Origin of the sequence: Clostridium tertium, assembly GCF_017873245.1 — a bacterium.
In the GTDB taxonomy this organism is placed as follows: domain Bacteria; phylum Bacillota; class Clostridia; order Clostridiales; family Clostridiaceae; genus Clostridium; species Clostridium tertium.
The window spans coordinates 1-22,414 of record NZ_JAGGJY010000016.1; the positions used below are offsets into that span (position 1 = coordinate 1).

Genomic DNA, 22,414 nt, shown 5'->3' on the forward strand with positions numbered 1-22,414 from the left:
TTTAAAAGATTTAACTTTTAATAATGAATACTTATTTATATTTATAAAAAAATCATCATATAAAAAGGGAATATATGATAAATTTATAAGAAAAATATAAAATACTTCTTTAGTTAGAAAAATAGTAAGGATATTAAGTATTGATAGGATATAAATTTTTTTTATAACAATCACCTTCTAAAGTAAAATAATGTAAAATTAGTAAATAATATATATTATATCATGAATTAATTTATTAGTAATGTTTTAAAGAGTTTAATGGGCTAATAATAATTTTTAATTATAAAATTGAATAGGACTTTATTAAAAATAAATTTGAAGTAATAAAAAATACTGCCAAGTAAATAGATTATTGGCAGTATTTTTATTCATTTTTATAGTTTTATTTATCAATAACTTTAAAGTAATTTCCTTCAATTATATCATCTGCAATTTTGAATACATCTTTCAAATGGTTTTCTTCATTTGAGTCTTTTGGAGTACCAATAATATCTCCATTGTTTAATATTGTTGCATTTCTATTTGTATTAACTAGGACTCTACCCATAGATGTATTATCAAATTTAGATCTTTCAACACCTAAAAGATAAGAAATTGTAGGTAAGAAATCCACTTGTCCACCAGCTTTAGATATAGTGGTAGCTTTTAAATCTTTATTATAAATTATAAAAGGTATTTTCTTATCATTTTCTTGCCACCAGTTTTCATTTAATGGAGCATCTTTTATTTCTTCTTCATAGAATTTATGAACACCACCATGATCTCCATATATCATTAAAACTGTATTATCTAATTGACCATTCTTTTCAAGTTCCTCAATAAAAAGCTTTATTGCTTCATCTGCGTATCTTACGCTTTGGAAATAACCACCTAACATATTATCGTCTAATTCCTTAGGTAGATTTAATAACTTTTTATCTTCTGGCATTTCAAATGGACCATGACTTGTTAAAGTAGCAATGAAAGTATAAAATGGTTGATTTTCTGATTTAATCTTATCTGCAATTTGTTTCAAGTAGGATTCATCAGATAGTCCTGGTCCAATTACTTCATCAATATTAAATTCATTTATATCCCAAAGCTTATCTGCTCCAAACGACTTATGAGGTTCAGCCCAATTCCAACTTCCAGGTAATTCTGCATGAGTTGAAATTGTTGTATATCCTTCATTGTTTAATATATTTTGTAAACTATTATATTTGGTCCAAGGATATGTTGGGAATGTACTAGTTGCTCTGATAGGGAAAATAGATGTATTAACCATCAAATCACAATCAGAGCTGGTTCCAGAATTATTTTGCTCATAAATATTATCAAAATATAAACTTCCAGAAAGCAGCTTGTTTAAAGTAGGCGTAATTTCTTGTCCATAAACTTTTTTATTTATAACAAAATTTTCTAATGATTCAACTTGAATTGCAATTAAGTTTTTTCCTTTAAGCATTCCGAAATACTCATTATCTGGAATATCTTCTTTATTATTATTTATCCAAGATTGTACATCATTTATATCTGAATCGGATAACTCTTTGTTTCTTCCTACAAAATATTTTAAATCAAACCCATGATAGCCTAAAGGGCTCATATCACTAAATGTTTGAAAAGGAGCCCAAGATAATCTTAAAAATGATTGTCCAGGTATTCTACCTTTTATATCAATTATATAGTGAGAAATAAAAATAATAAGTGCACTTAATGAAAATACTATAGCAGTTTTTAAAATTCTTAATGATAATCTTGAATTATCATTATACTTTCTTAATTTATCAAATTTAAATAAGATAAAGAACACTATAAAATCTATAACAAATAATAAATCTATAGGTCTAAAGTTTATTAAATTCTTACCAATAGGATTAAATATTTCTGGATGGAGCAAATGTCTAATTGATAAGAATGTTCCATTATTCCTGTAGTACCAGATATCCGCAATAAATAATAGTGTAATAATTGCATCAATTACTAATGCAGTCCACATTTTACCCTTGTATTTAAATAAGAACATAATACTTAATATTAATGTTATTATAACTAAATGTGCTCCAATAGCAGGAACTCCAAAATACATAGTGGAAAAATTTATACTAGATGAATTTGTAGTTCTAAGCATTGAGAGTAAAAGCATAGATTTTGCTTGAAGTATCAATACCATAAGTATAAATAGCCAATTATTTAATACTATTTTTTTAAATTTTTCTTTCATATGATTTCCTCCGAAATAAACTATTTCTTTTCAACTTATTTTATCTTAAATATAGAATTAACGCCATATAAAAATTATTATGTCAAAAAAAAGTAATATTCAACTTTAACAAGTATTATATTTACTCTTTTAAATTACAAATGTATAATTATTCTAAAGGAGGAATTTTTAGAATTATTAGAAAAATATAACATTATATAATGAGGGTGATAATTAGTAGGGTGAAAAAATAAAGTTCATAAATTATTGACGGAAAAAGTAGAAAAATATTGCTAGAATATACAATGTGATTTATAAAAATTAAATAATTTAATTTAGGGAGGAATCATTATGTCACAAAAAAATAAGCTCTCTCATGATGCTTATGGTGGAATAAGTGGAGAAAATTACACGCCTTATATTTCAGTTAAGGATGCATTGCCAGAGTTAACTATAGTATCCATAGTAGTTGGATGCATATTTGCAGCAGTTTTTGCAGCTGCAAATGTATATTTAGCATTAAAGGTAGGTATGACTATTGCAGCTATAATACCTACATCAATACTTGGGACAGCCCTATTATATGCCTTTGGACGAAAAAGTATTTTAGAATCAAATATGGTAGCAGGAATAGCAGGAATAGGAGAATCTTTAGCTGGAGGTATCGTATTTACATTACCTGCTATCGTTATATGGAATGGAGATATTACATTATTACAAATAGTTACTATTACTATTCTAGGAGGGATCTTAGGGATTTTATTTGTTATTCCTCTAAGAAAATATCTAATGGTTGAAGAACACGGAAAGCTAGCATTCCCAGAAAGTATGGCTGCATCTGAAGTTCTTGTTAACTCAACAGTAGGTGGTACTGGGCTTAAAAGTGTTATAACTGGTTTAACTGGTGGTGGAATATATAAATTTTTATCAGGTGGATTATTGTTATGGTCTGAAAGTCCTACATGGATGATAAACATGTCACAAAACGGTAAATCTATATTTCAAAGTATGTTTGGAGTTGATGCTTTAGCTTCACTTCTAGGCGTTGGTTTTATAGTTGGAACAGAAGCTGCTCTTTATATGTTTGCAGGCGGTGCAATAGCTTATTTTGGACTTATACCATTAATTAAATTTTTTGGCGATGGAGCTGTCAATGCAGTATTCCCAGCAACTGTTCCAATTGCAGAGATGACTGCAAGTGCTATAAGGGGAGAATATATAAGATATATTGGTGCTGGAGCTGTTGCAGCAGGCGGATTTATAAGCCTTGGAAAATCAATTCCAATAATAGTTAAATCAATGAAAGCTGCTTTTTCAGGAATGAAGGCTTCAGGGGGAGATGTAAAAAGAACAGATAAAGACTTACCAATGACTTGGGTTATTGGAGGTGCAGCATTAGTATTTCTGTTGTCTTGGTTGTTACCGATTACAGGTATCCATCCAATAGGAGCTTTATTAGCAGTATTATTTTCATTTTTATTTTCTGTTGTATCTGCAAGAATATGTGGAATTATTGGAGCATCTAACAATCCAGTATCTGGTATGACAATAGCAACTTTATTGTTTATAACTGGAATTTTAAAAGCTATAGGAGTTGTTGGCAATAGGGGGATGATAATGGCTTTACTCGCTGGTGCTATAGCTTGTGTTGCAACTGCTGTTGCAGGAGGAACTTCCCAAGCTTTAAAAACTACATTTATTTTAGGAGGAACTCCTAAAAATATAGAAATTGGATTAATTATGGGGTTGATAGTATCAGCAATTGCTGGAGGAGCTGCAATGCTATTATTAATCAATATCTATGGTATTGGTGGAGAAGCTGGTCTTCCGGCACCACAAGCAACTCTAATGTCAATGGTTGTCCAAGGTGTTATGGATGCACAATTACCATGGACTTTAGTTCTAGTAGGAGCTGCAATAGGTATTGCAATTGAAATATTAGGCCTACCTGTATTACCAGTTGCATTAGGCATATACTTACCAATAAATTTAAGCGTTGGTATTTTAGCTGGTGGTATAATTAGAGTAATAGTAGATAAGAAATTTAAACATGACGAAGAAGTTAAGAAAGAAAAAGTTGAAAAAGGTATATTAATTTCTTCAGGATTAGTTGCTGGAGATGCCTTGATTGGTATTTTAGTAGCGGGGTTAACAGGATTTGGAATTAATGAAGTTGTTGGAATAGGTCCTAAGTTATTACCTGTATTGGCTGAAAGTAAAGAATTTGCTTTAGTTATGTTTTTAATTTTAACTTATTTAGTATATAAATATATTATAAGTGATAAGAAAAAGGAAAGTAAGGCTAATTAAATTATTGGAGAATAATAATGTTTAATAATAGTAAAAAGCAAGAAAACTTCTTGTTGTATATACCAGTAAAGAAACACAAGGCTTTTGAAGAAAAAAATAATAGAGTATATTTGATATTTCATCATGATAAATTAATAGAAAAAATAGCTAGAAAGTTATTTAAAAAGCCGGCTATTACTGATATAGAACTAGATGAATTAGGAAGTGAAGTCTGGAGATTAATTGACGGTGATAAAAATATTCTTCAAATAGTTGAAAAAATGAGAGGAAAATTTGGAGAAAAATGTGAACCTGTTAATGAAAGATTAATTTTATTTATTCGTTATTTAAATAAAAGAAACTGGATAAATTTTAAGAAAAGTATATAATAAAAAGAGCTAGAGGTAAGTATTTCTAGCTCTTTTAAGCTCGTACTCAAATAAATAGGTTTATACTATATAATAACTAAATAAATTTTATTAATAGTAGTGGATGAACTAAGAACCCCGCAACCTACTAAAGTATAATTTGCTTAAAAATATAAAAAAGTATATTATTCAGGTCTTGAGTATTATATAGGATATGAAGTGAATTCTTTGCAAGCTACAGGATTTGAATCAAATATTTTATAGATTAATATAACAATAGTATTAATAATTAAATATAATATATTATCAGTAATTAAAAGGAGTTTTATTATGGAAAGTCCCTAAGCTAACACCTTTAGTAATATTTATATTTTGTTCTGCTATAAATGATAATTTAAACTATATAAATTATTTGTATACTAGATATAGAAAAAGGATAGATAACATAAATAACAATGAAAAAGTTATTAAAGTAAATAAAAATATTCAAGAAGTTTTAAAAGATTTATTTAAATAAATCTACAAATGGCGCAATCTTAGAAGTTTATTTAATATAAAACTTATTCAATTTCAAGTAAGCTTTATTTCATTAAAAAAGATAATCTCTTATTTCTATAAAGGGAGTCGCGAAACGCGACTCCCTTTTAAACCATTGATTTTACTTGATTAAAGACGTTTTTAAACTTAAATAGTATTTATATATTCGCAAAAATGAAAGTTCTAATTTGGTAATCTCTTTTATCTACTAATATCAAAATTTATTTTGATACAGCCCCTTCTTTATTTAATAAAAAGAAAAATATAAAATTAAATATCTATATAATGTATAAAGGGATAATTATATAAAAATAGCAATTTTGTTATATTTATTGATGTTATTATACAAGAAATAGTTAGAGATTTATTTTATAATATGCTTGTAGTCAAAATAATAATATGTGAATTCAATTTATCTATTTTATGTTAATTAAAACAATTAACGTTTAAAATAGGACATATTCAATTATGCAGATTATAGTTGAAACATATATACTATGGAAATAATTATTAAGAATAGAGGGTGATTTAATGTTAGGTAGACTATTAGGCTATGAAGTAAATAATAAAGAAATTAGATTAAAGTATGAAAGAAATGAAGCTACTATAACAATTATTAATGATGGGGTTGTTAATTTTTTTGTTCCATTTCACAGAAAAGAGAGAAACTCTAAGGCAGTTGAAAATTTGAATATAGAAAGTTCTAGTTTTTCACTAGAAAAAACTGAATATACTTTAAATATATTAACAGAAAAATTAAAAATTGTTGTTAATGATAATTTTAAGATAGATATTTACGATAAAAATGAAAAGGTTTTATGTAGGGATTATAGGGATACAAGAAATCCATTTAAAAGAAGAGGAAACAATCTTGATCTTGCAGCTGAAGAAGGACATAGTTTAAATGGACATCAAGATTTTAAGGTTTATGTAGCAAAGACAATGGAAGATGATATGTATTTTTATGGTCTAGGAGAAAGAACAGGATCTTTAAATAAGAAGGGTTATCATTATAAAAATTGGAATACTGATGATCCAAGTCCTCATGGAGAAACATTTGAGCAATTATATAAATCAATACCATTTTTAATATCATTAAAAGATGAAGAGGCATTTGGAATATTCTTCGACAATCATTTTGAAAGTCATTTTGATATGGGAAAAGAAAATTCAGAATACTATTATTTTGGAGCTATAGAAGGTAACTTAGATTATTACTTCATATATGGACCAGAAGTAAAAAATGTAGTAAATGAATATACAAAGCTTACAGGAAAAACTCCTCTTCCTCAATTGTGGACATTAGGATATCAACAATGTAGATGGTCATATGCACCTAAAGAAAGAGCTTTAGAGATAGCAAAAGCTTTTAGAGATAAGGGGATTCCTTGTGACACATTATATTTAGATATAGATTATATGGATGGTTTTAGAGTATTTACTTGGGATAATAAAAAATTTGAAAATCCAAAGGAGTTTATTGATGAGCTTAAGAATATGGGATTTAAAGTTGTTACAATTATAGATCCTGGTGTAAAAATAGATAAAGAATATAATATATATGATGAAGGAATGAAAAATGACTATTTTGCAAAAGACAAAGACGGAATAGTATATAAAAATAAAGTTTGGCCAGGAGATTCAGTTTATCCTAACTTTATGAGTTCAGAAGTTAGAAAATGGTGGGCAAAAAATCAAAAGATTATGATGGATGCGGGTGTTTCAGGAATATGGAATGATATGAATGAACCAGCTAGTTTTAATGGAGCATTACCAGATGATGTAGTTTTTAATGAAGATGGGTTAGAGGTTACTCATAAAGAAATACATAATATATATGGGCATATGATGAGTAAATCTACTTATGAAGGAATAAAAGAAAGCACAAATAAGAGGCCATTTGTAGTTACAAGAGCATGCTATGCAGGCACTCAAAAATATTCAACTATTTGGACTGGAGACAATCAAAGTACATGGGAACATTTGAGAATGTCTATTCCTATGTTAATGAATTTAGGTTTAAGCGGAATGAGTTTTTGTGGAACAGATGTTGGGGGCTTTGGACATGATTGTACTGGTGAGTTATTAAGTAGATGGGTACAAGTAGGAACATTTACACCATTATTTAGGAATCATTCAGCAATGGGAACTAGAGATCAGGAACCATGGGCATTTGATAAAGAAACAGAGGAAATTAATAAAAAATATATAAATCTTCGTTATAAGTTAATACCTTATCTATATGATTTAATGTGGAAGTGTGAAAATACTGGAGCACCAATTATTAGACCTCTTCTATTTGAATATCAAAGTGATAAGAATACTTATGAAGTAAATGACGAATTCCTTTGTGGAGATAGTATTTTAGTATCTCCAGTAGTTGAACAAGGTATGAGACAAAAACTTGTTTACTTACCAAAAGGAAGTACATGGATAGATTTTTGGACTGGCGAAAGCTATAATGGAGGACAATATATAATAAAAGAATCTCCTTTGAATACTTGCCCTATATTTGTAAAAGCAGATTCCATTATTCCAATGAGCATAGAACAAAATTATATTGGTGAAAAAGAGAGTGATGAACTAATTTTAAACCTATATTTAAGCGAAGAAGAAAATGAGTTTAAATATATTCATTATAATGATGATGGTGAAAGTTTCGAGTATAGAAATGGAATATATAATGAATATGAAATAATTGTATCTAACAATGAAAGCATTGATATAAAATTTATAATAAATAAGAATAATTATATTAAAAAATATTCTAAAGTTAAGTTTATAATAAATAATTTAAAAACAAATAAGAAAATAACATTAAACGGTAAAGAAGTTAGCTTAAATAATAATTCTATAGAAATGAATATATAAAAAATAAAAGCTAGTAGAATTAGAAATATCTACTGGCTTTTATTTAAGTATTTAGTTTTTTATTTATATATAAAATTAAATGGTATATTATTTAACAAATTCAACTACATCTTCAAAAGCTCTTCTAGTTTTAGGGGCAGGATTTTCATTTCTATATCCTAATGCTAGCATACATGATATGTTAAAGTGATTAGTATCTAGAAGATTTCTATCACTTAATATTTTTGTAACAGCTTTAGCATCATATCCACCTATAGTGCATGAATCAATTCCAATTAAAGCTGAAGTAGTTAGCATTGTACCAAGTGCAATGTATACTTGTTCTCTTGAATAATGCTTTATTTCTTTTTCATTATTTTTAAATCTATTATCATTTACATCTTTTATCATCTTTAACATTATATCTGCAACTTCTTTTGGTAAATGTTTATCTTCATTGAATAATTTATTTAAATATTTAGAATCTGCTTTTAAATCATTTGCTGCTCTATTTAAAAGTATTACTAAATGGCTACAAGAAGGAATTTGTTTTTTGCCACCTAAAGCAACGGCAGCTAATTCATTTTTTAAGTCTTCATTAGATATAACCAAGAATTTCCAAGGTTCAATACCAATTGAGCTTGGAGATAATCTACCACTTTCAAGTATTAAATTTAAGTCTTCATCGTTGATTTTTTTATTTTTATCAAATTCTTTACAAGCATATCTATTATTTAAAGCATTTAAAATTTCAGTATTGTTCATATTAAACTCTCCTTTATTAATTAATATTTATAAACTTTACAATTTAAATTATAATATATAAAGTAGTATAATGAATAAGATATCTCAAAACAAGTAGGCAAGTTTTCTTTAGTTAGTTACAAAAAAGTAAGTAATGGAGGCTAAATTATGAGTAATTATATTGAAAAAAAAGAAATAAACGAAGAAGATGTTAAATATGCTTTAGATATATTATCAGGAAAGTGGAAACTAAAAATAATGATAGAAATTTGGAAAAATGAAAGCATACGTTTTAATCAATTAGAAAAAAATGTAGATGGTATATCTAGTTTAATGCTAACAAGATGCCTTCGTGAACTTGTTGAATATAAAATAATAGAAAGAAAACAATTTAATGAAATACCTCCACATGTAGAGTATTCTTTAACAAAGCTTGGAAAATCTATTTGTCCAATAATACATTCATTAGAAGAGTGGGGAAATAAGGTTAAAAGTGAAATTAATAAAAAATAATGTATATTTAAAATGTTTTTTTGTGAATTCAGGTTGACTTATAATATAAAAAGAGATAATATAAATACAAGAATATTAATTGTATAAAATTAAATTTTAAACAATGCGAAATAAATGGAGGAATATTAAATGAATTTTTATGATTTTAATGCTAAAGATATTGATGGAAAAGAAATAAATATGAGTAACTATAAAGGAAAGGTAATTTTAGTAGTTAATACTGCAAGTAAGTGTGGTTTTACTCCTCAATATGCAGATTTAGAGAAATTGCACAAAGAATTTAATGAAAGTGGATTAGAAATATTGGGATTCCCTTGTAATCAATTTTTAGAACAAGAACCTGGAAATAACAAGGAAGTTAAAAGCTTTTGTGAAATAAATTATGGAGTAACATTTAAATTATTTGAAAAGATAGACGTAAGAGGCCTTACTGCACATCCAATATTTAAATTTTTATGTGAAAAAGAAAAGTTTAAAGGATTTGATTTAACTAAACCAAATGGAAAACTATTAAATAGTATATTAAATGAAAAATTCCCAGAATACTTAATTGATGATTCAATAAAGTGGAATTTCACAAAGTTTCTTATTGATAGAGAAGGGAATGTTGCAGGAAGATTCGAACCAACAGTAGATCCTCTTGATATGGTTGAAAATATAAAGAAATTACTATAATTAAAAGGAGATAATTTAATGAGCTTTTATGAATATTCTGCAAAAAATATAGATGGAAAAGAAATAAATATGAGCGATTATAAAGGAAACATAATTTTAGTTGTTAACACAGCGAGTAAATGCGGCTTTACCCCTCAATTAAAAGATCTTGAAGAACTCTATAAAGAATATAAAGATTCAGGTGTAGAAATATTAGGTTTTCCATGTAATCAATTTTTAAATCAAGAGCCAGGAGAGAATAAAGAAGTTAAGAACTTTTGTCAAATAAATTATGGAGTTACATTTAATATGTTTGAAAAAATAGATGTTAATGGAAGTAATACTCATCCCATATATAAATATTTAAAAGAACAAGAAAAAGGATTATTAACGAAAGATATTAAGTGGAACTTTACTAAATTTTTAATTGACAAAGAAGGGAATGTTATAAAAAGATATTCTCCAACAACCTCTCCTTTAAAAATAAAAACAGACATAGAAAAACTATTATAAATATAAATACGTTTATAATAGATATTGACATAAGAGCTTTAAAAATGTAAAATCAATTTAATTTAATAAAATTAAATTTGATATTTATATTGTAGGTGAATAATATGAATGAATATAATAATCTAAAGTTAGATAATCAAATATGCTTTTCTCTTTATGCCGTATCACGAGAAATAATAAAACTGTATAAGCCAATATTAGATAAAATCAATCTTACTTATACTCAATATATAGTAATGCTTGTATTGTGGGAAGAAAGAAAAGCAACTGTAAAACATCTTGGAAATAGATTACATTTAGATTCTGGAACTTTAACACCATTACTAAAAAAGTTAGAAGGAATGGAGCTTATAACTAGATATAGAGACAAAAATGATGATAGAGTTGTTATAGCTGAATTGACTAAAAAGGGCTCTGATCTTCAAGAAAAAGCAAAAGATGTTCCAAGTAAGATGATGTGTAATATTAATATTTCAAAGGAAAAAGCTATTGATTTAAAAAGAAATTTAGATGAATTACTTAAAAATTTGGAATAACTTTAAATGGAGTGTATTTAGTTTTTAAATTAAATACACTCTATTTTTATATAAACAAATTTATTGCATAAAACCTTATACTAGAGTACTATATTAGGTGTTTATTAAAAAAACGGAGTGATTAATAATGGAAGAAAGATTACAAAAATATATGGCTAGATGCGGTGTAGCATCTAGAAGAAAATGTGAAGAAATCATATTAAGTAGTAAAGTAAAAATAAATGATAAGATTGTAAATGAGTTAGGGGTAAAGATAGATCCTTCTAAAGATAAAGTATTTTATAATGGGAAAAGAATACTCCCTGAAGAAAATAAGCTATACATAATGTTAAATAAGCCAGAAGGATATATAACTTCTGTAAAAGATGAAAAAGGTAGAAAAACTATATTAGATTTAGTAAAAGTTAATGAAAGAATATATCCTATAGGAAGATTAGATTATGATAGTTCAGGATTGATTTTATTAACTAATGATGGTGATATATATAATAAAATAATACATCCAAGAGTTGAAGTTGAAAAGAAATATATAGCATTATGTAAAGGTGTATTTTCTGATGAAGAAATTAAAAAATTTGAAAATGGAATTGATATAGGTGGGTATATAACTGCTAATGCAAAAATAAAGCTTATTGATAAAGAGAAGGATAAAAAGACTAATACAGTTAATTCTTTAGTTGAAATTATAATTCATGAAGGGAAAAATAGACAAATAAGAAAAATGTGTTCTGCACTTGGTCATGAAGTTATAACATTAAAAAGAGTAGCTGTAGGAGATATAAAATTAGGTTATTTGAAAAGAGGAGAATGGAGAAATTTAACTAAAGATGAGTTAAATTATATTAATTCATTATAGGGGGAAATATGTACAGATATGTAGGAAATATAAGTGATCTATCTCATTATATAGTAAAGGATTTTGTGTTAAATAAAAAGATAGCTATAGATGCAACATTGGGCAATGGACACGATACTGATTTTTTATCTAGTATATTTGAAAAAGTTTATTCTTTTGATATACAAAATCAAGCTTGCGATAATTACAAACTAAAAGAAATTAAAAATGTAGAAATAATAAACGATTCTCATCATTTATTAAAGAAATACATTGATGAAAATGTTGATTGTATAATGTATAACTTAGGTTTTTTACCTGGAGGAGATAAGGAAATTACTACATTACATAATACATCTTTAGAAAGTATAAAAGAAGGGCTTAAGATTTTAAATAGTGGTGGATTAATGACAATATGTATTTATAGAGGCCATTATGAAGGTAAAATTGAAGAATCTTGCATTTTGGAATATTTAAAAAATTTACCTAAAAATAAGTTTGGAGTCATGGTTCAATCATATCTAAACCGTGAAGATATCTCACCTTTACTTGTAGTTATAGAGAAAAAATAAAATTGACAACTTTACAATTTATTACAAGTTTTTATAAGAAATATATAATAAAATGAAATGATTATTGATGAATTATTCAAAAAGTGATAATATATAAATATAGGTTTATAAGTAAAAGTTGTTAAGTTTAACGAAAAGAAGGGATACGGATGGATAATAATCTGAATGAAAACTCAAAAGATTTAATGCGATTAATACAAGCAAGATTTTCAAGATTAAGTAAAGGACAAAAATTAATTGCAGAATATATCTTAAAAAATTATGATAAGGCTGCTTTTATGACTGCAGCAAAATTAGGGGTCTCTGTTGGGGTTTCAGAGTCAACAGTAGTTAGATTTGCTAATGAATTAGGTTTTTCTGGCTATCCTAAGCTTCAAAAAGCATTACAAGAATTAATAAAAAATAAACTGACAACAGTTCAAAGATTGGAACTATCCAATGATTATGTTAGTGAGGGATATGCTCTTAAAGGTGTACTTAAGGCGGATATGGAAAATATAAGAGCAACTCTTGAAAAGATAAATTATAATACATTTGAAGAAGTTGTTAATAAGATATTTGAAGCTAAAAGAATATATATTATAGGACTTAGAAGTTCAACTGCTTTGGCTGAGTTTTTAGGTTTCTACTTAAATATTATTTTGCAAAATGTTAAGACAGTGGGCTATGGAATTTCTGATATATTTGAACAAATGATTAATGTGGAAGAAGGAGACTTGGTAATAGGTATAGGTTTTCCAAGATATGCTTCTAGAACTATAGATGCACTTGCATTTGCACAAGATAGAGGAGCTGATGTTGTAGCAATTACAGATAGTCTTTTATCTCCATTAGCTTCTAAATCAGATTATGCATTAATAGCTCAAAGTAATATGGCATCATTTGTTGATTCACTTGTAGCACCTCTATCTGTAATTAATGCATTAATAATCGCTGTAGGTATGAGAGAAAAACAAAGTATTACAGATACATTCAACAATCTTGAATTAATTTGGAAAGATTATAATGTATATTCTTATAACAATAAAAATGTTGGAGACGATTAATAATAAGAGTGTTAAGTTATGTTTATTAAGCATTTCTTAGCACTTTTTAATTGCTTGTTATATTGAATTAAAGATATTAAAATGATATATTTATTATGACAAAATAATGCATTAGGAGGATTATAATGAAAAAAGTAATAGTTATAGGAGCTGGACCAGCAGGAATGATGGCAGCTATAACAGCATCTAAAAATAATAATGATGTTATCTTATTAGAAGCTAATGAAAAGTTAGGTAAAAAGTTATTTATTACAGGTAAGGGAAGATGTAATGTTACAAACATTAAGGATATATCAGAATTTTTTGATTATATACCAGGTAACCCTCATTTTTTATATAGTGCATTATATACATATACAAATGAAGATACAATTAATTTTTTTGAGTCCCAAGGAATAAAGTTAAAGGCCGAACGTGGAGGGCGCGTATTTCCTTTTTCAGATAAATCTTCTGATATAATAAAAGGTTTATCAAATGAACTTTCAAAAAATAATGTTGAAGTAAAATTAAATAGTAAAGTTACCGATATAAATTTAAAAGAAGGTAAAATAGAATCTGTAAAAGTAAATGATGAATATCTTATAAAGGCTGATTATTTTATTATTGCTACAGGGGGTGTTTCTTACCCATTAACAGGTTCTAAAGGAGATGGTTTAAAGTTTTCTAAAAAGTTAGGCCACAATATAACAGAATTAAAGCCATCATTAGTTCCTATTGAGATAAAAAACAATTGGGCTAAGGATTTATCGGGATTAACTCTTAAAAATATAGAAATATCAATTTTTGATGAAAAAGTTAAGAAACCTTTATATAAGGATCAAGGAGAAATGCTATTTACAAGTTACGGTGTATCTGGACCTCTTATACTTAAGGGCTCAAGATACATAACTAATAATGGCAATTATAACATAAACTTAGATTTAAAGCCTGCTTTATCAAATGAAGAACTAGATAAGAGGATTCAAAAGGATTTTAAAAAATTTATTAATAAAGATTTTAAAAATTCACTAGATGAATTACTTCCTAAAAAACTTATACCAATTATTATTGAGCTTTCTGAAATATCGGAAAATAAGAAGGTAAATGAAATAACAAAAGAAGAAAGAAAAAATCTTGTGAATTTAATAAAGGGAATCAAACTGAAAGTAATGAAGCTCAGACCTATAGAAGAAGCAATAGTAACATCAGGTGGAGTAGATACTTTAGAAATTGATTCTTCTACTATGAAATCTAAAATAATATCAAATTTATCTTTTGCTGGGGAAGTTATAGATGTCGATGCCTTTACTGGAGGGTATAATGTTCAAATTGCATTATCTACAGGCTTTTTAGCAGGAAGTAATACATAAAATTACTTGTTAAAAATAGATAATAATAATATAATTTATATGAAAATGTTTTTCAAATATGAAAGGTGGAATATTATTTTGAGAATATCAGTTGCTATAGATGGACCAGCGGGGGCAGGGAAAAGCACAATTGCTAAATTAGTTGCCAAGGAATTTAATTTAATGTACATAAATACAGGAGCAATGTACAGATCTGTAGCTTTAGTTGCAAGAGAAAATAATATAGAAGATACAGATGTTGAAGGATTATGTAATTTAATAGATACTCTTGAAATGAGATTTGAAAATGATGATTTAATTTTAAATGACATTAATGTTCAAGAACAAATAACAATGCCGGAAATAAGTGCAATAGTATCTAAATATGCTTCAATTCAAGAAGTAAGATCTAAATTAGTTAAATTACAAAGAGATATGTCAAATAAATTTGATGTTATAATGGATGGAAGAGATATTGGTACAGTAGTACTAAAAGATTCTAAATTTAAATTTTTCTTAACTGCAACTCCAGAAGCTAGAGCAGAAAGAAGATATAAGGAGTTAAAAGATAGAGGATTAACCGTTGATTATTCTAATATACTTGAAGATATAATAAAAAGAGATTATATAGATAGTAATAGGGAAGTTGATCCTTTAAAGAAAGCAGATGATGCCATTGAAATTGATACAACAGGATTATCAATTTCAGAAGTAACAGAAAAAATATGCTTAAATATAAAAAATAATATTTAATAAGAATATTATAGTCTAAACACTTAAAAATATAATATACTTAAAATATAATATGTAATTAAACTTAGGAGAATTAATATGAATAAAGTTGTATTAGCTGAAAGTGCAGGATTCTGCTTCGGTGTACAAAGAGCCGTAGAAGAAGCACTTAAGGTAAAAAAACAATATGATAAAAAGATATATACATTAGGACCTTTAATACATAATAATGATGTAGTTAGATATTTAGAGAAAAATGATATATATTCAATTGATTTTAGCGAAATTGATAAGCTAGAAAAAGGAGATGTAATAGTAATTAGATCTCATGGAGTTACAAAAAAAGTTGTAAATACTTTAGAAGAAAAAGGTCTTGTAGTAGTAAATGCAACATGTCCATATGTAACTAATATCCATAAGAAAGTTAATAAATATTCAGATTTAGGATATAATATTGTTATATTAGGGGATGACAAGCATCCAGAAGTTATTGGAATAAATGGATGGTGTAATGATAGTGCTATAATAACAAAAGATGGTACTTTCGAAGAAGAACTTCCTAAAAAGATTTGTGTTGTATCACAGACTACAGAAAAAGAAGAAACTTGGAAAAAGACATTAAATAATTTATCTTCTAATTCTAAGGAATTATTAGCATTTAACACAATTTGTTCTGCTACAGAAGTAAGACAAAAAAGTGCTAATGAATTATCTCAAAATGTTGATACTATGATTGTAATTGGAGGAAGAAATAGTTCTAATACAACTAAACTTTATCAAATAGCAAAAGCTAATTGTCCAAATACAATTCATGTTGAAAATGCTAAAGAACTTACTAAAGAGTTCATAGAAGAAAATAAAGGGAAAGTTGTTGGAGTTACTGCTGGAGCATCTACTCCTGACTGGATAATAAAAGAAGTAATTGATATTATGGAGGGAAAGATTAATATGGAAGATCAATTGAAGCTAATGGAAGAAATGGATAGAAGATTTAGAATTGGAGACGAAATAAAAGGTGGAATTCTATCAATTGGAAGAGAAGAACTAGTTATTTCTCTTGTTGGATATAAATCAGATGGAGTTATTCCATTTAAAGAACTTACTTCAGAAGAAAACTTAGAATCATATCTTTCTTCATTAAAAATTGGAGATGAAATAACTGCAAAGGTTATAAAGCTTAAAAATGAAGATGGAAATGTAGTACTTTCAAGATTAGAATATGAAAAGAAATCTGTATTGAATGAACTTGAAAGTATATTTAATAATAAAGAAGTATTTTCAGTTAAAATAAAGGATGCCAAGGAAAAAGGCATAATAGGATATTATAAGGGTGTTAGAATATTTATACCAGCTTCTCAAGTTGATATAAGATTTTCAAATGATAGAAGCAATTTAATAGGAGAAAATTTAGAAGTAAGACTAATCGACTTCTCATTAGATAACCCTTCAAAGATAGTTGCATCAAGAAGAATTATATTAGAAGAAGAGAAAAAAGTTAAAGAAGATGCTGCTTGGGAAAATATAAACGTTGGTGATGTTGTAAAGGCTGAAGTTAAGAGATTTACAAATTTTGGAGCTTTTGCTGATATAAACGGAGTAGATGGATTAATACATTTATCTCAAATATCATGGAGTCATGTAAAATCAGCAGAAAGCGTTCTTAAAAAAGGACAAATTATTGATGTTAAGATAATAGAAGCAGATAGAGAAAATAATAGACTTTCTTTAAGCATAAAGGCGTTAACTCCAGAACCATGGAGCAATATAGAAGAAAAATATCCAGAAGGATCTGCAGTTTTAGGAAAAGTAGTAAGAATTAGTGATTTTGGTGCTTTTGTTGAGTTAGAACCAGGTGTAGATGGGTTGGTTCATATTTCTAAAATAACTCATGATAGAATCAATAATCCTGGAGATGTTTTAAAGATTGGTGATGAAGTAAAAGCAATAATCCTTTCAGTAGATGCAGAAAATAAAAAAATAGCATTAAGTATAAAGGATGCTGAGTAAGTAATATATATATTAAGACACACATATAAATTATATGTGTGTCTTTTATTATTATCTTGACCAGAATATTATGGAAGAAGTATACTAATTTATATAGAGAATAAAAGGGGTTTGCAGTAATGTTAGAGAAATTGACATTAAACAATATGGAATCTTTTAAAGGACTTTATTCTAAGAGCATGAAACATGAAAATTATGATAAAGATTTCTTTAAATGCTATAATAATCAAAATTTCTTAATAAAATTTTTATATAGAAAATTTATGAGAATTATAAAATTAAATAATACCGATATTGGATATATATGGTACGAAGCACCAATGGATAATTATATTAGGGTTTGGGCATTATATATAGATTCAAATTATATAAATCTAATAAATAAATCTACATTATCTTATTTTGACAATAGTACCCTTTCTTATGAAGCAATAGACAATGTAGAAAACTCTATAATTTTAGAAAGGTTAGGGTTCAAAAAAATTAAGTATACTTCATTAATGGAAATGAATATAGAGGATTACAGTAATACTGATAGAATTTATGAAGTCTATAATGAGATGGTTAAGAAATTACATTGGAGTAAGAACATTAATTCTAGAACTTTATTTTCTACTAGAAAATTAGTAGTAGGAAAGGATGAAGAACTAAGGTGTAATATTCAAAATGATATATTTGGTGAATGGAATAGAAGACCTTTAACTGTTGAGGATATATATAATGACATGACACAAGATTACTTTCTAAAAGATTTATGTATATTTGGAATGATTAACAACTCATATATTGGATATGGTCAAATAATATTTAATAGAGAAATGTTTACAATAGTAAATTTCGGAATAGTTAATGACTTTAGAGGTATTGGTTTAGGGAAATTATTATTACATGAAATAATTTTATATGCTAAAAAGTCAGGAATAAAAAACTTAGCTATTAGGGTAGACTGTACTAACATAAATGCTATTAATTTATATAAGTGGATTGGATTTAAAGAAAAATATAAAATAGTAATTTGGGAAAGAGAATGATATCACTAAATAAAAACTGGATCATTATATAAGCTAATAATCCAGTTTTTATTTTTGTCTTAAAGATTCATAATATAATATTAATAAATTAATTAATAAAATCTTGACATTTTACTCTTAGCTAATAGTTTAGACTCTCCTGTTTTTTCCCACTTTTCAACTTGATTAATAGCTTCTTCAGGCGCTTTTCCCAAACCAACAAGTACACCTGATAAAATAAATTCTTGATATAAATGTTCAGGATTTATACCTTCTTTTGATTCCATTAAAGCACGATCAACTAATGGAGTAATATATTTAACCCAATCGTCTGGAGTAAATTTAGATGTATCCTCTTGAAGAGAATCCCTATTTTTTGATGACTTATTAGTATTATTTAATGTAAATAAATAGTTATACTTTGAAGCATGTTTTAATTCATCCATAATAATATCAAATAACATATCTTTATATGCTCCAATTGGAAGTGCTCTTCTAATTGCTTTATATTTATCTACAGCTTTTAACTCACCAAATAAAGCTGTTCTTATCCCCTCCATAAAAGATGATGGTTTTTTTAAGTTTTCTTCATTCATCGTATTAATATCATTACCAGTAAAGTCTTTATAAATTTTTCTAAAAAGTTGATTATGCTTACGTTCATCATTTCTAATTGACTCAATTATTTCTTTCTCATCTTTTGTAGGTGCTAAACTAATTAAATAGTCATAAAACAACTCATCTTCTCTTTCTCCTTGAACAGCTTTTCTTATCTCATCAAGAGCTAAAGATAATTGCGGATGAGGTTTTTGGTTATTTTGTAATTCATCCATAAATATTAATAATCCTCCTACGATTAAATATGCTTTATATATTATATTAATATGAGATTAAATGGATATACTTAATGCTCATTATTTTTAAAATTATTACTAAATAAAATGAATTAAAATATAGTGAATAAATATTTAATAATAATAAATGTTTAGCTATTTAAAAATAATTAAATATTTATTATAATGTTATTGGGGAAAATATATTTCTAAAAAGGAGAATACTTATGAAGGAAGAAATTAAAGAATTAAAATATTACATAGAAACTTGGGGATGCCAAATGAATGAAGAGGATTCGGAAAAGTTATCAGGTATGCTTAAAAGTGTAGGATATACTAAAACTGAATCAATAGAAGAAGCTGGCATTATAATATATAATACTTGTTGTGTAAGAGAAAATGCAGAAAATAAGGTTTTTGGTAATTTGGGAGAGTTAAAGCACTTAAAAAAGAAAAATCCTGATTTAATAATTGCAGTATGTGGCTGTATGATGCAACAAGAAGGAATGGCAGATAAAATACTTAAAAAGTTCCCTCATGTTAATATAATATTTGGAACACATAATGCATATAAGTTCCCAGAATATTTAAATAGAGTTAAAACAGAAGGGGTTCAAGTTAAAGAAATATTCAATAAAGAATCTGAAATAGTAGAAGGTCTTCCAATAGATAGAGAAAGTGATGTTAAAGCTTTTGTTACTATAATGTATGGATGTAATAACTTCTGTACTTACTGTGTAGTTCCATATGTTAGAGGAAGAGAAAGAAGTAGAAAATCAGAAGATATTATAAATGAAATAAAAGATTTAGTATCAAAGGGATACAAGGAAATAACTCTTTTAGGTCAAAATGTTAACTCTTATGGAAAAGGCTTAGAGGAAGATATTGATTTTGCTAAGCTATTAAGAAAAATAAATGAAGTTGATGGGTTAGAAAGAGTTAGATTTATGACATCTCATCCAAAGGATTTAAACAAAGATGTTATTTTAGCTATAAAAGAATGTGATAAGTTATGTGAACAAATTCACTTACCAGTACAAAGTGGATCTGATAGGATTCTTAAAAAGATGAATAGACATTATACTAAGGAATACTATTTAGAGTTAGTTGATATGATAAAAAGAGAAATTCCAGATGTATCATTAACAACTGATATTATAGTTGGGTTCCCAGGAGAAACAGAAGAGGACTTCTTAGATACATTAGATTTAGTTGAAAGAGTTGGATATGATTCAGCATTTACATTTATATATTCAAGAAGAAATAATACTCCTGCTGATATGATGTTAAATCAAGTTTCAGATGCTGATAAGCATCATAGATTTGATAGGCTTATTAAAGTTGTTAATGAAGGGGTTATAAAGAGCAATAAGGTTTATGAAGGAAAAACTGTAGAGGTATTAGTTGAAGGTCCTAGCAAAAATGATTCAACTAAGTTAACTGGAAGAACAAGAAATGGAAAATTAGTTAACTTCTCAGGTGAAAATGTTAAAGCTGGGGATTTAGTAAATGTTAAGATAGTGAGAGCACAACCATTTTCTCTTGTTGGGGAAGTAAAATAATTAGAGAAAGATCATTAAAGAAGTTATATATTTATGTATAACTTCTTTTTTACTTTATTGAAATAAATTTAAATTTATTTTCATATAATACCAAGAATAATGATTTAGAAAGTGGAGATTATATGAGGGTAAAAAAATCTTTTTTCAATTTAATATTTTGGATAGGTCTGGCTATCTTATTTAATGTATACATATATTTTTCAATGGGAAGTAAACCAGCTATGGAATTTTTAGGTGGCTATATAATAGAAATGTCTCTTAGCTTAGATAATTTATTTCTATTTTTAATGGTATTTTCAAGCTTTAATATATCATTAGAATACCAAGAAAGAGTATTAAAGTATGGAATAATTGGCGCTATGATATTAAGGCTTATTTTCATATTACTGGGTATAGGAATTATAAATAAGTTTCATTTTATAGTATATATATTTGGAATAATTCTAATGTTTAGCGGTCTTAAAATGATGTTTCATGACGACAATAATATAGATTTTAATAAAAATCCATTTATAAGAATATTCAAGAAAATAATGCCTGTACATGATAAATTAGTAGGTCATAATTTTTTCACAAGAATAAATAGAAAACTTTATGCAACTCCTTTATTTATAATTTTGATAATTATAGAAAGTTCAGATGTATTATTTGCACTAGATTCGATACCAGCTATCTTTTCAATAACTCAAGATCCACTTATAGTGTATACATCCAATGTTTTTGCTATAATATGCTTGAGAAGTATGTATTACATACTTAATAGATTAAATAGTATGTTTAAATTTATGAGATATGGAGTAGCACTTATATTAATGTTTACGGGTATAAAATTGCTAGTATTATACTTTAATATAGAGATATCAGTGTCAATATCAATTTTAATAATACTAATAATCTTATTATGTAGTGTCCTATTTTCACTTATATTTTCTAATGATAATGAAAATGAAAATTTAAGAATTAGATAATTAATAAAAATAATTGCTTTTTAATGCTAAAATCTATTGAATTTTTTTAATTTTATTATTATAATAATAAAAAACGCATATAAGAAAGATAGTGATAAGGAAGAGTAATTTGACTAAGCATTAAAGAGAGCTAAAGAATGGTGAAATTTAGTATGATATGTTAAGTGAAGCAGCCTTTGAATCTCGTATTGAAAAATAAGAATATAAATTCTTAATTAGGTATTGACGTTGTTCTCACGTTATAGAGAATTGAATATTTTATGTATTCAAGTTGAGTGAGTAAATTAAATTTTACTTATTAGGGTGGTACCGCGGAAGCTATATCCTTCGTCCCT

At 26.6% G+C, this 22,414-nt stretch carries 19 protein-coding genes and 1 other annotated feature (1 of these 20 cut by a window edge); of the genes, 16 read left to right on the forward strand and 3 right to left on the reverse strand.

Going from position 1 to position 22,414, the window contains the following annotated elements; translation table 11 throughout:
- Positions 1-382: 382 nt before the first annotated feature.
- Positions 383-2,203 (reverse strand): LTA synthase family protein, encoded by a 1,821-nt coding sequence (locus J2Z25_RS15330; protein ID WP_209741199.1) that lies wholly within the window; start codon positions 2,201-2,203, stop codon positions 383-385.
- A 330-nt stretch (positions 2,204-2,533) separates the two neighbouring features.
- Here J2Z25_RS15330 and J2Z25_RS15335 point away from each other — a divergent pair, with 330 nt between their 5' ends.
- The 3 genes from J2Z25_RS15335 to J2Z25_RS15345 all read left to right on the forward strand — a co-directional run bounded on the left by J2Z25_RS15335 (position 2,534) and on the right by J2Z25_RS15345 (position 8,247).
- Positions 2,534-4,492, forward strand: coding sequence for an OPT family oligopeptide transporter (locus J2Z25_RS15335; RefSeq protein WP_209741200.1), 1,959 nt, complete (start codon positions 2,534-2,536; stop codon positions 4,490-4,492).
- Positions 4,493-4,509: 17 nt separating this feature from the next.
- Positions 4,510-4,860 carry a PqqD family protein gene (locus J2Z25_RS15340; protein WP_209741201.1) on the forward strand — a complete coding sequence of 117 codons (351 nt, stop codon included), beginning with the start codon at positions 4,510-4,512 and terminating at the stop codon, positions 4,858-4,860.
- Positions 4,861-5,907: 1,047 nt separating this feature from the next.
- Positions 5,908-8,247: a glycoside hydrolase family 31 protein gene (locus J2Z25_RS15345; protein ID WP_209741202.1), complete on the forward strand. Its 2,340-nt coding sequence runs from the start codon at positions 5,908-5,910 to the stop codon at positions 8,245-8,247.
- Between the two features lie 87 nt (positions 8,248-8,334).
- Here the strand turns inward: J2Z25_RS15345 and J2Z25_RS15350 are convergent, their stop codons facing one another.
- Positions 8,335-8,991 (reverse strand): NAD(P)H-dependent oxidoreductase, encoded by a 657-nt coding sequence (locus J2Z25_RS15350; protein WP_209741203.1) that lies wholly within the window; start codon positions 8,989-8,991, stop codon positions 8,335-8,337.
- Positions 8,992-9,138: 147 nt separating this feature from the next.
- On the opposite strand from J2Z25_RS15350, the gene J2Z25_RS15355 reads away from it, so the two are divergent.
- The 11 genes from J2Z25_RS15355 (at position 9,139) to J2Z25_RS15405 (ending at position 18,737) form a co-directional block, all read left to right on the forward strand.
- Positions 9,139-9,483, forward strand: coding sequence for a winged helix-turn-helix transcriptional regulator (locus J2Z25_RS15355; RefSeq protein WP_097034197.1), 345 nt, complete (start codon positions 9,139-9,141; stop codon positions 9,481-9,483).
- A gap of 129 nt (positions 9,484-9,612) precedes the next feature.
- A complete protein-coding gene (locus tag J2Z25_RS15360; RefSeq protein WP_097034198.1) occupies positions 9,613-10,158 on the forward strand; it encodes a glutathione peroxidase in 546 nt (181 codons plus the stop codon).
- A gap of 18 nt (positions 10,159-10,176) precedes the next feature.
- Positions 10,177-10,650, forward strand: coding sequence for a glutathione peroxidase (locus J2Z25_RS15365; RefSeq protein ID WP_209741204.1), 474 nt, complete (start codon positions 10,177-10,179; stop codon positions 10,648-10,650).
- A 104-nt stretch (positions 10,651-10,754) separates the two neighbouring features.
- Positions 10,755-11,186 carry a MarR family winged helix-turn-helix transcriptional regulator gene (locus J2Z25_RS15370; protein WP_008678850.1) on the forward strand — a complete coding sequence of 144 codons (432 nt, stop codon included), beginning with the start codon at positions 10,755-10,757 and terminating at the stop codon, positions 11,184-11,186.
- A 127-nt stretch (positions 11,187-11,313) separates the two neighbouring features.
- Positions 11,314-12,042, forward strand: a complete 729-nt coding sequence (locus J2Z25_RS15375; protein WP_209741205.1) for a pseudouridine synthase — start codon at positions 11,314-11,316, stop codon at positions 12,040-12,042.
- A gap of 8 nt (positions 12,043-12,050) precedes the next feature.
- Entirely contained in the window at positions 12,051-12,593 is a 543-nt protein-coding gene (gene mnmM, locus J2Z25_RS15380) for a tRNA 5-(aminomethyl)-2-thiouridylate-methyltransferase MnmM (protein ID WP_008678848.1), read from the forward strand.
- 149 nt (positions 12,594-12,742) lie between these two features.
- On the forward strand, positions 12,743-13,639 hold the full coding sequence (locus J2Z25_RS15385) for a MurR/RpiR family transcriptional regulator (protein ID WP_008678847.1): 897 nt from the start codon (positions 12,743-12,745) through the stop codon (positions 13,637-13,639).
- 125 nt (positions 13,640-13,764) lie between these two features.
- Positions 13,765-14,988 carry a BaiN/RdsA family NAD(P)/FAD-dependent oxidoreductase gene (locus tag J2Z25_RS15390; protein ID WP_209741206.1) on the forward strand — a complete coding sequence of 408 codons (1,224 nt, stop codon included), beginning with the start codon at positions 13,765-13,767 and terminating at the stop codon, positions 14,986-14,988.
- Between the two features lie 78 nt (positions 14,989-15,066).
- Positions 15,067-15,720: a (d)CMP kinase gene (gene cmk, locus J2Z25_RS15395; protein ID WP_209741207.1), complete on the forward strand. Its 654-nt coding sequence runs from the start codon at positions 15,067-15,069 to the stop codon at positions 15,718-15,720.
- Between the two features lie 78 nt (positions 15,721-15,798).
- Positions 15,799-17,706: a bifunctional 4-hydroxy-3-methylbut-2-enyl diphosphate reductase/30S ribosomal protein S1 gene (locus tag J2Z25_RS15400; protein ID WP_008678844.1), complete on the forward strand. Its 1,908-nt coding sequence runs from the start codon at positions 15,799-15,801 to the stop codon at positions 17,704-17,706.
- 119 nt (positions 17,707-17,825) lie between these two features.
- The gene (locus tag J2Z25_RS15405) at positions 17,826-18,737 is read left to right on the forward strand and encodes a GNAT family N-acetyltransferase (RefSeq protein ID WP_209741208.1); all 912 of its coding nucleotides are present in this window, start codon (positions 17,826-17,828) and stop codon (positions 18,735-18,737) included.
- A 92-nt stretch (positions 18,738-18,829) separates the two neighbouring features.
- Here the strand turns inward: J2Z25_RS15405 and J2Z25_RS15410 are convergent, their stop codons facing one another.
- Positions 18,830-19,549: a ferritin-like domain-containing protein gene (locus J2Z25_RS15410; RefSeq protein ID WP_209741209.1), complete on the reverse strand. Its 720-nt coding sequence runs from the start codon at positions 19,547-19,549 to the stop codon at positions 18,830-18,832.
- A 227-nt stretch (positions 19,550-19,776) separates the two neighbouring features.
- Between J2Z25_RS15410 and miaB the strand changes: the two genes are divergently transcribed.
- Both miaB and J2Z25_RS15420 read left to right on the forward strand, forming a co-directional pair.
- Positions 19,777-21,111 carry a tRNA (N6-isopentenyl adenosine(37)-C2)-methylthiotransferase MiaB gene (miaB, locus tag J2Z25_RS15415; protein ID WP_209741210.1) on the forward strand — a complete coding sequence of 445 codons (1,335 nt, stop codon included), beginning with the start codon at positions 19,777-19,779 and terminating at the stop codon, positions 21,109-21,111.
- 122 nt (positions 21,112-21,233) lie between these two features.
- Positions 21,234-22,079, forward strand: a complete 846-nt coding sequence (locus J2Z25_RS15420) for a TerC/Alx family metal homeostasis membrane protein (protein WP_209741211.1) — start codon at positions 21,234-21,236, stop codon at positions 22,077-22,079.
- Between the two features lie 82 nt (positions 22,080-22,161).
- Positions 22,162-22,414 (forward strand) — a binding site (T-box leader); it runs 3 nt beyond the window's last position.

Excerpts from the sequence above, each read along its gene's own strand:
- J2Z25_RS15330 (WP_209741199.1), bottom strand. The coding sequence starts at position 2,203 with ATGAAAGAAAAATTTAAAAAAATAGTATTAAATAATTGGCTATTTATA.
- J2Z25_RS15335 (WP_209741200.1), top strand. The coding sequence starts at position 2,534 with ATGTCACAAAAAAATAAGCTCTCTCATGATGCTTATGGTGGAATAAGT.
- J2Z25_RS15340 (WP_209741201.1), top strand. The coding sequence starts at position 4,510 with ATGTTTAATAATAGTAAAAAGCAAGAAAACTTCTTGTTGTATATACCA.
- J2Z25_RS15345 (WP_209741202.1), top strand. The coding sequence starts at position 5,908 with ATGTTAGGTAGACTATTAGGCTATGAAGTAAATAATAAAGAAATTAGA.
- J2Z25_RS15350 (WP_209741203.1), bottom strand. The coding sequence starts at position 8,991 with ATGAACAATACTGAAATTTTAAATGCTTTAAATAATAGATATGCTTGT.
- J2Z25_RS15355 (WP_097034197.1), top strand. The coding sequence starts at position 9,139 with ATGAGTAATTATATTGAAAAAAAAGAAATAAACGAAGAAGATGTTAAA.
- J2Z25_RS15360 (WP_097034198.1), top strand. The coding sequence starts at position 9,613 with ATGAATTTTTATGATTTTAATGCTAAAGATATTGATGGAAAAGAAATA.
- J2Z25_RS15365 (WP_209741204.1), top strand. The coding sequence starts at position 10,177 with ATGAGCTTTTATGAATATTCTGCAAAAAATATAGATGGAAAAGAAATA.
- J2Z25_RS15370 (WP_008678850.1), top strand. The coding sequence starts at position 10,755 with ATGAATGAATATAATAATCTAAAGTTAGATAATCAAATATGCTTTTCT.
- J2Z25_RS15375 (WP_209741205.1), top strand. The coding sequence starts at position 11,314 with ATGGAAGAAAGATTACAAAAATATATGGCTAGATGCGGTGTAGCATCT.
- mnmM (WP_008678848.1), top strand. The coding sequence starts at position 12,051 with ATGTACAGATATGTAGGAAATATAAGTGATCTATCTCATTATATAGTA.
- J2Z25_RS15385 (WP_008678847.1), top strand. The coding sequence starts at position 12,743 with ATGGATAATAATCTGAATGAAAACTCAAAAGATTTAATGCGATTAATA.
- J2Z25_RS15390 (WP_209741206.1), top strand. The coding sequence starts at position 13,765 with ATGAAAAAAGTAATAGTTATAGGAGCTGGACCAGCAGGAATGATGGCA.
- J2Z25_RS15400 (WP_008678844.1), top strand. The coding sequence starts at position 15,799 with ATGAATAAAGTTGTATTAGCTGAAAGTGCAGGATTCTGCTTCGGTGTA.
- J2Z25_RS15405 (WP_209741208.1), top strand. The coding sequence starts at position 17,826 with ATGTTAGAGAAATTGACATTAAACAATATGGAATCTTTTAAAGGACTT.
- J2Z25_RS15410 (WP_209741209.1), bottom strand. The coding sequence starts at position 19,549 with ATGGATGAATTACAAAATAACCAAAAACCTCATCCGCAATTATCTTTA.
- miaB (WP_209741210.1), top strand. The coding sequence starts at position 19,777 with ATGAAGGAAGAAATTAAAGAATTAAAATATTACATAGAAACTTGGGGA.
- J2Z25_RS15420 (WP_209741211.1), top strand. The coding sequence starts at position 21,234 with ATGAGGGTAAAAAAATCTTTTTTCAATTTAATATTTTGGATAGGTCTG.